Below are 12,468 nucleotides of genomic sequence, written 5' to 3'. Positions count from 1 at the left end.
TTCGACTGCGCTCAGGATGACATGGGGGTATCACAGCAACTCCGCGATCTGGACGGCGTTGGTCGCGGCGCCCTTGCGGATTTGATCGCCGGCGACGAAGAGGTCGATGCCGCGGCCGTCGGGGCGGGAGCTGTCCTGGCGGATTCGACCTACGAGAACGTCGTCCTGGTTGCTCGCCTCGGTGGGCATCGGGAAGTGATTGGCCGCGCGGTCGTCGACGATCTTGATCCCCGGAGCGGCGGCGAGCACCTCGCGGACCTGCTCGGGGGTGACCGCCTCGGCAAACTCCAGGTTGATCGACTCGCAGTGGGTGCGGGGCACCGGCACACGGATGCAGGTGGCGGACACACCAAGCTTGTCGGTGGCGAAAATCTTCGCTGTCTCGTCGATCATCTTCTGCTCCTCGACATTGCGGCCGGTGTCGGGGTCGACAGCGCTGTCGTGGCTGAAGACGTTATGTACGACCGGGTAGGCGAACTTCTCTTTCGTGATCGGTTCGCCGGCGACGTGTTGGCGGGTCTGGCGTTCGAGCTCTTCCAAGCCTGCCGCACCCGCGCCGCTGACGGCCTGGTAGGTGCTGACCGCGATCCGCTTGAGCCGAAACGCCTTGAACAGCGGCCAGACCGGCACCGCCATGATGATTGTTGAACAGTTCGGGTTGGCGATCAGGCCCATGTGCTTGTGGGTGGCCTCGGGATTCACCTCGGGCACCACCAGCGGGATGCCGTCCTTCATGCGGAAGTGGCTGGTGTTGTCGATTACGACCGCGCCGCTTTCGACGGCCGGGGCGGCCAACGCCTTGCTGATCGACCCGCCGGCGGAGAAGAACGCGATGTCGATGCCGGTGAAGCTGTCCTTGGTCAGTTCCTCCACCGTGACCGACTCGCCCTTGAACGTGACGGTCTTGCCTGCGGAACGGGCGCTTGCGAGGGGGCGGAGGCTGGCGACGGGGAAGTCACGTTCGGCGAGGATTCGCAGGAGTTCATCGCCAACGGCACCCGTCGCACCGACGATGGCGACGTGTTTCGACATGGGTCGGCAGTGTAGCGCGGTCGGGCCGAATGAGTGTGCGCTGCTTTGGCAGGGAACGCCCACGGCTTCAGCCGTGGGTCGGCGTTCGTGACCACAGGCAGACCCACGGCTGAAGCCGTGGGCTTTCGGGGAGGGTTGTTTGCCGACGGTTCATAGCCCCAGCGCTTCGAGCAACTCCTCGTCCGGCGTACGATCCTCGCCCTCGACGACGCGGAAGCCGCCGGCGTAGTCCCACATCGCCCAGCCCCAGCCGCGTGACTCGGCCTCGGTGCGGACGAACTCGAGCCATGCGAGCCGGTGCTCACGCTTGCCGGCCTTGGTGTAGACGCCGAACTCGCCAAGGTAGACCGGCACGTCATGCTGCTCGGCCCAAGCCGCGAGGTCGTCGAAGTCGCCACGCATTCTCTCGATCGTGAAGTCGCCACGCGTGACCGCGCCGCGCAGCCATTCGAAGCCCTCGTCGCTGCTGACCATGCCGCGGATGACCTCGTCGGGCGTGTCGGGGTCCATCAGCCAGGGGACGTCGGCCATTCCCTCGACCGGCTTGGGTGCCCATGACGCGGACTGGTGCGTGTAGAAGAACGGCCCGTAGAAGTGGAACGTGTAAAGCACGTTCGGGTCGTCGTAAGGCGTCATCTTCGGAAGCGAGTCGACGCCGGTCCAATCGCCGGCGTTGACGACGACGGTGTGGTCCGGTGCGACCTCGCGGATTGCGGCGAGGGCCCGGCCTTGAAGCTCGGACCACGGCCCGACCTCCCACTGCGGCTTCGGCTCGTTCATGATCTCGAACGCCAAGTGCTCCACCGGCATGTCCGCAAACGCCTCGGCCAATGCCCGCCAGTCCTTCACGAATGCGTCGGCGTGCTCTGCCTGCAGCAGCGCTTCCTTGTAGTGGTCGTCGGGGTGCAGGTCGATGATCACGTTGACGTCGCGATCGAGGAACCACCGCACCCGGGGCCGCATCAGCTCCAACCGGCCGGCGTTGAGCGTCCCGGGGTTGTCCGCGTCGAAGAGGACAGTCTGGTTGAGCGTGAGCCGGACGTGGTCGAAGCCCATATCAGCGACCTTCTGCGCGTCTGCCTCGGTGAAGTATGTCGAGAGGTGCGACTCGTCGTAGTGGCCGACCATGGTTTGGGCGTACCAGTGCGACAGGTTGATGCCGCGGCGGAAGCCGTCGAGCAGGTCACGCTGTTGGGCGAAGGACGGGGTGGCGAAGGCGAGAACTGTCAGACAGGTCAGGAGGAGCGGGAGTTTCATGCTTGTGAGGATAACCGCAAACGAGTCATCCTGAGCGCAGTCGAAGGATCTCCTCGTTTTCGTGACAGACTCGGTGACGGACACGAAGAAGTCCTTCGACTGCACTCAGGATGACGCGGGGGTTAGCGCCGCCGACGTGTCCGCGCGACCCGGCCGGCGTAGCGGCGTTTCGGTTTGGGCTCTTCGGGTTGTGGGTCGGGCTTGGTCTCGACCTCGGGCCGGGCCGATCGGCCGCTGCGGTTGGTGCGGGGTTCGGGGGTGGCCTTGAAACCCTCGACCTGGCCCTGGGGGATGAGCATGTTGATCAAGTTCTCGATCTTGGTCAGCTCGTCGCCCTGGTCCTTGCCGATGAACGTGAACGCCTTGCCGCTGGCGCCCATGCGGGCGGTTCGGCCGATGCGGTGGACGTACGCCTCGGGGTCTTCGGGCACGTCGTAGTTGATGATGTGCGAGACGTCGGCGACGTCGATGCCACGGCTGGCCAGGTCGGTCGCGACCAAGGCACGGACCTTGCCGTCGCGGAACTGCTTCATGACCTTTTCGCGTTGCGACTGGTTGAGGTTGCCGTGAATCTCGCGGACGTTGATGTCGTCTTCCTTCATCCGCTTGGCGATCTTCTCGGCCGTCCGCTTGGTGCGGGTGAAGATGATCGCCATCTCCGGCTCCTCACGCTTGAAGAGCTTGCGCAGCAGTTGGTATTTGTCCCAGCCCTCGACGGAGAAGTACTCCTGCGTGACATTCTCGACGGTCGGCTTGTCGTCGGCACCCGGGGCGATGAGCTTCACGACCTTGTCGTCACGCATGTTTCGTCGGGCCAGCCGTTCGACTTCGCCAGCGATCGTCGCGCTGACGAAGATCGTCTGCAGCGGATGCTCGTTGCCGATGTGCTTGCGGTCGTCTCGGATCTTGCCGAGCAGGTATTTCATGTCGTCGCGGAAGCCGATGTCGAACATGCGATCGACCTCGTCGAGGACGGCAAAGCGGACATCGTGGAAGTCGAGGATGCGCCGCTTGTAGAGATCGATCACGCGACCGGGTGTGCCGACGATGATCTCGGGGTGGTGCTTGAGGCGTTTCTCCTGGGCGGTGATGCGTTCGCCGCCGTAGGTGGCGGTGGCGCGGATGTCGGAGTGCTTGCCGAGGCGTTCGACTTCCTCGACGACTTGGATGCAGAGCTCGCGGGTCGGCACCAGGACGATCGCCTGTGTGGCGACGCCGGGCTCGGCGAGTTGGAGCAGCGGGATCGCGAAGGCCGCGGTCTTGCCGGTCCCGGTGCGGGCTTGGCCGAGGATGTCCACGCCCTTGAGAGCTTCGGGAATCACCAGCGCCTGAATCTCGCTGGGCTCGGAGAACTTCGCCTCGGCAAGCCCCTTGAGCACGGAAGGTCGAACGCCAAGTTTTTCAAACGCCTCGGGCAGCGGCGGGTGTTTCGCTTTATCGGTCACTGGCGGATACTAGTCGGGCGGTGGTGTAAAGTTTTGGGGTTGACGCGCGTACCCTGCCCGGTCATGCGTCTCCGACTCACACTCGCCTACCGCGGCACGCACTTCCACGGCTGGCAGGAACAGGTCGAAGGGCTTCGCACCGTCCAACGGGAGGTCCGGCACGCGTTGCAGCAAGTGGTCAGGCATCCGGTCACGGTCGTCGGTTCCAGCCGGACCGACGCCGGCGTTCACGCCAAAGGGCAAGTCGCGCGGTTCGATACACACATGACGCAGATTCCCCTTGAGGGGATGCGCAAGGCGCTCAACGCGAAACTGCCCGTCGATGTGCTCGCCGTTCGTATCGATCACGCGGCGGATGACTTCGACACCATCGGCGACACGATCGACAAGCGGTATCAGTACCAGATATGGACAGGCGACGATCGCAACCTCTTTCTGCACGATCTGGCGTTCCATCGGCGTGGCGTTTCAGACCTTGCCGCGATGCGAGCCGCCGCCGGAAATCTGGTCGGGACCCACGACTTCGCGAGCTTCGCCAAGCCCGGCCATGGCCGCGAGCACACCGTCCGCACCATCACTGACTGCACCGTGAGCCGACGTGGTCAGCGGATCGTGATCGGCGTCGAGGGCACCGGTTTTCTCTGGAATCAGGTCCGCATCATCGCCGGCACACTCGCCGAGGTCGGCCGCGGCAAGATCGACCCCGACTCGATACCGGACGTGCTCGCCGCCCAGGACCGAACCGCCGCCGGCCCGACCGCGCCGGCTCATGGGTTGTTTCTCCAGTGGATTCGCCATCGCACGACCTCTGCAAAGCCGGCCACGGAATCCGCCGATGCAACCGGTGGGTAACCCGCCGTGTCCGAACTCGAACAACAGATCACCGTCCTGCGGAAACGCCAGCGCAAGTTGCTTGGCGTGATCGTTGCAATTCTACTGTTGTTCTACTTCGGTGTGTTCCGCACGGCCAACGGCCAACTCAACCGGATCGTTAATCAGGTCCGCGCGGTTGACAATGAGCTCGCGCTCAATCAGCAACAGGTCGAAGCGCTTCCGAGGATCGCCGCGGACGTGCAACGGCTTCGCAACGACCTGTCGCGTACCCGGCGTGAACTCCCCGACGAGCCTGGCTACTCCCAGTTCTGGGGCGACGCCAGCCGGCTCGCGCAAACGCTGTCGCTGCGCAACTCGCAGTTCCAGCAGCAAGCGCCCGAGACGATCAACATCGACAGCGAGTCTTCGATCGGCGTCATGCCGGTGCGGATCACGTTCGAAGGTGATTTCGCCAGCGGCTTTGCCTTTCTCCGCCAAATCGAGAGCTACCCGCGGCTGCTGCACGTCCGCAAGACGTCGGTCAAATCGGTCGGCATCACCGGCGATACCGCGTTCGAGTTGTGGGTGAACCTCTATTACCGGACAGAGCCGACCGGCTGATTAGGTGTCGGCCGGCTCCCGTCGCCAAATCCTTGTCGGTTCCGGGCAAAGTCGCGCTTCCTCCGGGTCGATGCTACAGGCAGTAATGGCGTCAATACCGGCCAATCTGAACGACATTCGTGCCCTGATCGATCAGGACCGGAAGAAGGCGGGGCTGCTCGCGGTGCTGACGCTCGCGTTCATCGTGATCCTCGCCCGCAGCTTCGGCGGCGGCACCGTGGCCGCGGAGACGGCGGCCGCCATTTTGCCGGCGACCAAGAGCACCAGCAACGATGACCGAGAAGCCGAACCCATGATCGGTGTTTACGGATCGCCCGCGGTGAGGTCGTGGATCGACGCGCCGTTGCCGCCGCTCACGCGCAACTTGTTTGTGCTGGACCTGAGTCGATATCGCCCGGCACCCGAGGCGGATATGCCGTTGGGTCAAGACGAGCTTGCGAACCTCGACACGTTCGTTCCGACGGTCGACATGGCCCAAGACCGAGTCCGGATCGATGCGCAGGCGCTCGAGTTGCAACAGGTTTGGATCGCGGCTGATCCGGGGCGGAGTTCGGCTGTGATCAACGGTCGGCTCGTTCGGCCGGGGCAGTCGATCGCGTCGTTCCGCCTGATCAGCGTGAGTCACAAGGGGGCCATCGTCGAGCGCGACGGAATCGAAGTCACCGTGAAGATGCGCAAGAAGTAGCCGGATGGGTATCCGGGAGTGAAAGAGAAAAGAAACATGTCCGTGACCAACGTACACCCACGCAAGCGCACCATGATCAGGGTCGGCCTCGGCCTGATCGCCTTGGCCGCCGGTGCCGCGGTGCATCACTTCGGCCAGCGTGCCGCGCTTATTCCGTCGCCGCAGTCGGCGGTCGCCGAAGTCGCCGAGGTTGCGATGCCCATGGGGATCTACGCGGAAGTGACCGGCGAGCCGGCCGAACCCGAGCCATCCGAACCAACGTCCGAGCCGATGCCTGTGGTTGCCGCTGAAAGTGGTGGCATGTTGCCGGACCTGTCGGCACTCTTCGACTCGGAAGCCATCGAGAAGACCCTGGCCAAAACGCTCGGTGGCCAAGGCGATGGCGACGCGGTCACGCTACCGATCGTTGATCCCTTCGCGGACACCGAGCCGGCACTGATTGAGCAAGAGTCCACGCCGCTCTCGTCCGAGGATGTCGTCTTCACCGACAGCTACAGCGTCGGCGACATTCACGTCACCGACGCACCGGTCGATCAGGTGCTCCGCATGCTCGCCGAGCAGACCCAGATGAACATCATCGCCCACGAGGGCGTGACCGGGAACATCACCGCCAACCTCTACGGCGTCACCGTTGAGGAAGCGCTGGACGCGATTCTCCGGAGCAACGGTTTCGAATATCGCAACGCCGGCAACTTCGTCCACGTCTACACGGCCGACGACTTTGCCGCCCTGCAACAGTCCGACGCGATGACCGAGACGCGGGTATTTCGTGTCTTTCACATCGAGGCGGTCGAGGCCGAGCGGTTGATCAAGCCCGTGCTCACCGAGAACGCGGTCGTTGCTGTCAGCAGCGCGCCGAGAACCGGCATCAGCAGCGGCGATGGCACCATCGACACCGGCGGTTTCAACTACTCGAACGACGAGCTGCTCGTCATCACCGACAACGTCGACAACCTCGACAACGTGCGCCGACTCCTCGACGACATCGACCGTCGGCCGGCGCAAATCCTGATCGAGGCGACGATCCTCCGCGCCACGCTCAGCGAAGACAACGCACTCGGTGTGGACTTCAACGTCCTCGGCGGTGTCGACTTCACCGAAGTGACACTCGGCGGTGGTCAGGTGCTTGCCGGGGCAAGCGACGCGTTGGTGAGCCCCGATGCCGCGTCGATCGGCACCGGTCAGAGTTTCTCCAGCCCGGCAGCGGGCGGGCTTCGCTTCGGCCTGGTCACCGGCGATGTCTCCGTTTTCATCAACGCCCTCGAAGGCGTCACCGACACGGCAATCCTCGCCAACCCGAAGGTTCTCGCACTCAACAAACAGGAGGGCCGCGTGCTCGTCGGTCGGCGGGACGGCTTCCTCACCACGACCGTGACCGAAACGTCCACGGTCCAAAGCGTCGACTTTCTCGAGACCGGCACACGGTTGGTCTTCCGCCCGTACATCACCGACGACGGTTTCGTCCGGCTCGAGGTCCGTCCCGAGGACTCCAACGGCGGCGTCAACGCGGCGAACCTGCCCTTCGAGGAAACCACCGAAGTCTCGACCAACGTGATCGTCAAGGACGGCCACACGATCGTCATCGGCGGTCTGTTCCGTGAGTTCTCCAGCACGGCTCGCCGACAGGTGCCCGGCCTTGGCAACGTCCCCGGTGTCGGCTCGCTGTTTCGCAGCCAGTCCGATTCCACGATCCGTGAGGAGATCGTCATTCTCCTCACGCCGCACATCATCAAGGACAACGACGAGTACGCCGCCCGCAGCGCCGAAGAACTTGCCACCGCGGAGCGTCTGCGGATCGGTGTTCGCGAGGGCATGATGCCGTGGGGTCGTGAGCGTCTGGCCGAAGGCTTCTACGAATCGGCCCTGCGCGAGCTTCGCAAGGAAGACGCCGACGAGCGAAAAGCGATCTTCGACCTGAACGCCGCGATCCACCTGAACCCGAAGTTTCTCGAAGCCATCGAGCTGCGTGAGGAGCTGACCGGTCGGGCCGTGTCGGCGGTTGACAACAGCTCAATCCGGACCTTTCTCCGCGATCATCTGATGCGTGAGACGCGCGTGGAGGCGTTGCTCAACGACCGGCCGCGTCCGCGCGAGTTCGTTGTCGGCGAGACCAAGCTCCCGACATCGCGTCCGGCCGAACCGATGTTCGCGAACAAGGAGGAGGAGCCCGAGCCCGAGTCGGCCACCGAAAGCGAATGGGACGCGTTGCTCGAGAGCATCGCCGATGTCGATCCCAGCGAGACCATCACCGAGTAGTTGCCATGAAACGACCTATTTTCATTACGCTCGCATTGGTGCTAGCCGCCGGTTGTGCCGACGGCGTCAAGCCGCAGCAGGCGGCGTCGGAAGCGGCGAACCAACGTTGGAACGCTGCCCGGAGTGGCGTGTTGCTGAGCCTCGCGGAGGATCAGTTCGAATCCGGCGACCTCGCCAAGTCGAGACTCACCGCCGACGAGGCTCTCACGCTCAACCCCGGCGACGCACGGTTGCTCACCCTCCGCGCCCGCATCGCGATCGAAGAGGGCAAACTTGAGAACGCCGACGCGGACCTGACGGCTGCTCTCGAATTGTCGCCGGACAACGCCGAGTCTCACTACCTCGCGGGGATCGTCGACCAGCGTTGGCAGCGTCCGGACGCCGCGCTTGGTCACTACGAAGCGGCGTCGAGGCTGGAGGCGGACGAGCCGGCTTACCTGTTGGCCCATGCCGAGGCGTTGGTCAGCGTCGGTCGCGACGATGAGGCGCTGCACATTCTCCAAGACCGTGTCGTCCATTTTGAGCACAGCGCCCCGGTCCGCAGCGCGGTGGCCGAGCTGCACATGCGGCGGGGCGATTTCGCGTTGGCGGCGGAGATGTACCGGCATGCGTCGGTGCTCGACCGTGACGACCTGCAACTCCGCGAACGGCTCGCGTTGGCCACGTTCCAGGCCGGGCAGATGCGCGAGGCGGAGCTTGAACTGTCGCGACTTCTCAAGGATCCGGCGTTTGCCGAGCGTGCCGATCTTTGGCTCGCGTACGGCGAAGCGCTGCTCGCCGTGGGACAGTTCAGGGATGGACGCGATGCCTTTCTTACGGTAACTCGGCTTGCACCGCGCGGCGTTCCCGGTTGGGCCGGACTCACCAAGGCCTCGCTCGAACTCGGTGACGGTCGGCGAGCGGTCGGGGCGGCCCGGCAAGTCGAAACTCTGGAACCCGATAATCCCGAGAGCCATCTGTTGCTGGGGCTTTCCGCGCAGCTCAACGGCGATCACGAACAGGCCCTCGCGGCTTACCGCTTCGCCGCCCGGCTCGACCCCAGCGATCCGCTGCCGGCCTGCCTGGAGGGGCGTCTTCTGCAAATCCGTGGCGATATCGCGGCCGCCGCCGAGTCCTTCGCCCGTGCTCTGGACATCGATCCGGATGATCCGCTGGCACGGCAACTGGCGAGCACTCTCGGATCGTGACGCCCGCCGCGTTGATTGAGTAGGGGGATGAATCGGCCGATGCCAAGAGTGAGAGAATATCGTGCGACACCTCTGGATCCTTAGAACGCTGACACCGACGCTCCTCCTTGGGGCGGTGGTGTGCTTCGGGACGGCCTTGTTCAAGCGCGAGGACGTTTTGTCTTCGCTTGGTCCGATGGGCTGGAGCGGGCTGCTGCTCGGTGGAATCTCGGCCGTGCTGGGCATCATCGGCGTGGTCACTTACCACGTCTCGTCAATCCGACTCGCGGCGACGGCCCGCAAACACGCCGAGGCCACGGAACTCAAGCAACTCGACGCCGAGGACGCCCCGTTCGCACCGCTCATCGCGGCGATGAACGATTGCATGGCGATGGCCGAGCAGAGCGTCGAGCATGCGGTGGATCGTGCCAAGGAACTCGAGATCGAACTCAAGGTCGCGACCGGTCAGCGCCAACACGCCGAGGCGGTCATCGGCTCGATCAGCGATGCCGTCGTCGTGACCGATTCGTTCGACGAGGTGCTGCTCACCAACAGCGCGGCCAAAGACCTTTTCGGTTTTGACGAGTCGTCCGAACGCCGGCCGTTGGCCGATGTGGTGCGCGATGACGAGATCGTCGCGATGATGACGCAGATGCGTGCGAGCAAGACCCGCAACGGTCGGCGCTCCGTCGAGCACCAACTCGAAGTCGGCGGAGAACCAAGGGACTACAAAGTCACGCTCAGCGCGGTGACCGATGAAGCCGGTGAGCCTGCGGGCGTCGTTGCCGTGCTGCAGGACATGACCCGCGAGGCCGAGCTTGCCCGACAAAAGAGCGAGTTCGTCAGTAGCGTCACCCACGAACTGCGCACGCCGCTGGCGAGTATCAACGCCTACATCGAGATGCTCATCGACGGGGAAGCCGAGGACGACGAAGAGCGTGAGAAGTTCTACAACATCATCCATGGTGAGGGGAATCGCCTCGCCACGCTTATCGACGAAATTCTGAACATCAGCCGCATCGAAAGCGGTGTGGTGAAGATCGACCGCAAGCCGATCAGTCCGGTGCTCGTCTGCAAGGACGCACTCGAAGTGATCAAGCCGACCGCCGGGCTCAAGAACATCACCATTCGCGAAACGCTGCCGCCGAGCATCTTCCAGGTCTTCGCCGATCGCGACATGCTGTACCAGGCCACGCTCAACCTGCTGAGCAACGCCGTCAAATACACGCCCGACGGCGGCGAAGTCCGGTGTGATCTCTCGGTGGATGAGGCGACCAACACGATCAAGCTCAGCGTCCGCGACACCGGTTACGGCATCCCCGAGGATGCGCTGCCCAAGCTGTTCAACAAGTTCTACCGCGTGAAGCAGAACGAAAAGGTCGCCAAGGGGACGGGGCTCGGGCTCGCGCTGGTCAAGCATGTGATCGAAAAAGTTCACGACGGGAAAGTCAGCGTCGCCAGCAAGGTCGGCAAGGGCAGTTGTTTCACCATGGAACTGCCGGCTCTGAAGTAAATCTCAAGGAAGTGATCCCATGAATCCCAAACGCATCATCGTTGCGGACGACGAAAGCCACATCCGCAACGTCGTCAAAATCAAGCTATCCAACGCTGGTTACGAAGTAGTCGACGTGCCCGATGGCGACCAAGCCTTGGCCGCGTTCGACGATGAGCGGCCGGCGCTGGTCATTACCGATTATCACATGCCCGGTTGCGACGGCATCGGTTTGGTGCGTGGTCTGGTCGAGAAGTACCCGGACGACCTGCCCCCGATCGTGATGCTCACCGCACAGGGCCACGAGCTTCCCGACGACGATGCCCGATCGGCGATTTCTCGCATGATGAGCAAGCCTTTCAGCCCGCGCCAACTCGTCGCGTTGGTCGAAGAAGTGTTGGCCGAGGCTTATGCCAAGGCCGCGTGAAGTCGTTCCCCGGTTCAACCCAAAAGTCGTTCCCATGCACTCGCCCCAGTCCGAACAGATCGCCGCCCAGCAACGCCGAATCGCCGAGCTGACCCAGGAGCGTAACGACCTCAGCCATCAGCTCGGTGATTGCTACGAGGAACTCTCGCTGATCTACACGCTCAGTGGCGGCATGAAGCTCACGCGCGCGCCGCAGCAGTTCTTCGACCTCACTGCGGAGCAGACGCTTGAAGTGATGCAGGTCGAGACGGTCGGCATTCATTTCTGGCACGAACGGGTTCATCCGACGACCAACTTCCAGTACGGCAAGCCGCTCTTCAACGAAGACGAGCTCGACCGGTTGCACTCGGGCATGCGGGAGCAACTCGGTTTACGTCGTGAGACGATTCACCTGAATGAGATCGTTGCCGATCGGCATTTTGCTTGGAGTGCCCAGCGGGCCGAGCGATTGCTTGCGGTCCCGCTCGAGCGTGGGGACGAGCTGTTCGGCGTGATCTGGGTCGCGAACAAACGACCGGTGCCGGCCCCGCCGACCGGGACGCGCTTCACCAGCATCGACGCGAAGCTCCTCAACGGCGTTGCGGTCGAAGTCGGCATCCACGCGGAGAACTACACGCTTTTCGATGACGCCAAGAGCCTGATGATGGGCTTGTTGCATTCGCTGACCGCGGCGGTCGACGCGAAGGACGCCTACACCTGCGGTCACTCGGAGCGTGTCGCTTTGCTGAGCCGCGAACTGGCCAAGCAGGCCGACTTCAGCACCGCGTACCAGGAGCGTGTGTATATGGCCGGTCTACTGCACGACGTCGGCAAGATCGGTGTACCCGACATGGTCATTCGCAAGCCGGGTAAGCTCACCGACGAAGAGTTTGGCGAGATCAAGAAGCACCCGGAGATCGGTGCGAGGATCCTTGCCGATGTCCGCCAGGTCGCCGATCTCATCGACGGTGTCCGCCATCACCACGAGCGGTTCGACGGGCGCGGCTATCCGTGGAAACTTGCCGGCGAAGCGATCCCGCTCATGGGTCGAATCATCTGCCTCGCCGACTGCTTCGACGCGATGACGAGCAATCGCACTTATCGCAACGGCATGCCCCCGGCCAAAGCCCTCGCCGAAATCGAGCGTTGTAAGGGAAGCCAGTTCGACCCCGCTCTTGCCGACGCCTTCCTCGACATCGGCGAAGCTCGCATCGAAGAACTCCTCAAGGACCACCGCGACGGTGTTCCCGGTGCGGCGTTCCTCAACGTTCGTCCCAACAGCGAGGCCGCCTGAT

Annotated in this window: 11 protein-coding genes; 8 read left to right on the top strand and 3 right to left on the bottom strand. The window is 63.7% G+C overall.

Going from position 1 to position 12,468, the window contains the following annotated elements; translation table 11 throughout:
• Positions 1 to 30: 30 nt before the first annotated feature.
• The 3 genes from AAGD32_09565 to AAGD32_09555 all read right to left on the bottom strand — a co-directional run bounded on the left by AAGD32_09565 (position 31) and on the right by AAGD32_09555 (position 3,734).
• Entirely contained in the window at positions 31 to 1,032 is a 1,002-nt protein-coding gene (locus AAGD32_09565; GenBank protein MEM8874495.1) for an aspartate-semialdehyde dehydrogenase, read from the bottom strand.
• Between the two features lie 150 nt (positions 1,033 to 1,182).
• Positions 1,183 to 2,289, bottom strand: coding sequence for a glycoside hydrolase family 5 protein (locus tag AAGD32_09560; GenBank protein MEM8874494.1), 1,107 nt, complete (start codon positions 2,287 to 2,289; stop codon positions 1,183 to 1,185).
• Between the two features lie 122 nt (positions 2,290 to 2,411).
• Positions 2,412 to 3,734 carry a DEAD/DEAH box helicase gene (locus AAGD32_09555; GenBank protein MEM8874493.1) on the bottom strand — a complete coding sequence of 441 codons (1,323 nt, stop codon included), beginning with the start codon at positions 3,732 to 3,734 and terminating at the stop codon, positions 2,412 to 2,414.
• A 63-nt stretch (positions 3,735 to 3,797) separates the two neighbouring features.
• On the opposite strand from AAGD32_09555, the gene truA reads away from it, so the two are divergent.
• The 8 genes from truA (at position 3,798) to AAGD32_09515 (ending at position 12,467) form a co-directional block, all read left to right on the top strand.
• Positions 3,798 to 4,586, top strand: coding sequence for a tRNA pseudouridine(38-40) synthase TruA (gene truA / locus AAGD32_09550; protein ID MEM8874492.1), 789 nt, complete (start codon positions 3,798 to 3,800; stop codon positions 4,584 to 4,586).
• A 6-nt stretch (positions 4,587 to 4,592) separates the two neighbouring features.
• On the top strand, positions 4,593 to 5,168 hold the full coding sequence (gene pilO / locus AAGD32_09545; GenBank protein ID MEM8874491.1) for a type 4a pilus biogenesis protein PilO: 576 nt from the start codon (positions 4,593 to 4,595) through the stop codon (positions 5,166 to 5,168).
• An 85-nt stretch (positions 5,169 to 5,253) separates the two neighbouring features.
• Positions 5,254 to 5,853, top strand: coding sequence for a hypothetical protein (locus tag AAGD32_09540; protein ID MEM8874490.1), 600 nt, complete (start codon positions 5,254 to 5,256; stop codon positions 5,851 to 5,853).
• Between the two features lie 36 nt (positions 5,854 to 5,889).
• Positions 5,890 to 8,109: a secretin and TonB N-terminal domain-containing protein gene (locus tag AAGD32_09535; protein ID MEM8874489.1), complete on the top strand. Its 2,220-nt coding sequence runs from the start codon at positions 5,890 to 5,892 to the stop codon at positions 8,107 to 8,109.
• 5 nt (positions 8,110 to 8,114) lie between these two features.
• Entirely contained in the window at positions 8,115 to 9,296 is a 1,182-nt protein-coding gene (locus AAGD32_09530; protein MEM8874488.1) for a tetratricopeptide repeat protein, read from the top strand.
• Positions 9,297 to 9,357: 61 nt separating this feature from the next.
• On the top strand, positions 9,358 to 10,788 hold the full coding sequence (locus AAGD32_09525; GenBank protein ID MEM8874487.1) for an ATP-binding protein: 1,431 nt from the start codon (positions 9,358 to 9,360) through the stop codon (positions 10,786 to 10,788).
• Positions 10,789 to 10,807: 19 nt separating this feature from the next.
• Positions 10,808 to 11,194, top strand: coding sequence for a response regulator (locus tag AAGD32_09520; protein ID MEM8874486.1), 387 nt, complete (start codon positions 10,808 to 10,810; stop codon positions 11,192 to 11,194).
• Between the two features lie 34 nt (positions 11,195 to 11,228).
• Positions 11,229 to 12,467: an HD domain-containing phosphohydrolase gene (locus AAGD32_09515; protein ID MEM8874485.1), complete on the top strand. Its 1,239-nt coding sequence runs from the start codon at positions 11,229 to 11,231 to the stop codon at positions 12,465 to 12,467.
• Position 12,468: the final 1 nt, after the last annotated feature.

Source organism: Planctomycetota bacterium (assembly GCA_039182125.1).
In the GTDB taxonomy this organism is placed as follows: Bacteria; Planctomycetota; Phycisphaerae; order Tepidisphaerales; family Tepidisphaeraceae; genus JBCDCH01.
Note: the sequence above shows the minus strand (reverse complement) of the source record. Positions and strands in the feature narration are given on the sequence as shown.

Coding starts and splice junctions, on each gene's coding strand:
- AAGD32_09565 (MEM8874495.1), bottom strand. CDS start 1,032: ATGTCGAAACACGTCGCCATCGTCGGTGCGACGGGTGCCGTTGGCGAT.
- AAGD32_09560 (MEM8874494.1), bottom strand. CDS start 2,289: ATGAAACTCCCGCTCCTCCTGACCTGTCTGACAGTTCTCGCCTTCGCC.
- truA (MEM8874492.1), top strand. CDS start 3,798: ATGCGTCTCCGACTCACACTCGCCTACCGCGGCACGCACTTCCACGGC.
- AAGD32_09540 (MEM8874490.1), top strand. CDS start 5,254: ATGGCGTCAATACCGGCCAATCTGAACGACATTCGTGCCCTGATCGAT.
- AAGD32_09535 (MEM8874489.1), top strand. CDS start 5,890: ATGTCCGTGACCAACGTACACCCACGCAAGCGCACCATGATCAGGGTC.
- AAGD32_09530 (MEM8874488.1), top strand. CDS start 8,115: ATGAAACGACCTATTTTCATTACGCTCGCATTGGTGCTAGCCGCCGGT.
- AAGD32_09520 (MEM8874486.1), top strand. CDS start 10,808: ATGAATCCCAAACGCATCATCGTTGCGGACGACGAAAGCCACATCCGC.
- AAGD32_09515 (MEM8874485.1), top strand. CDS start 11,229: ATGCACTCGCCCCAGTCCGAACAGATCGCCGCCCAGCAACGCCGAATC.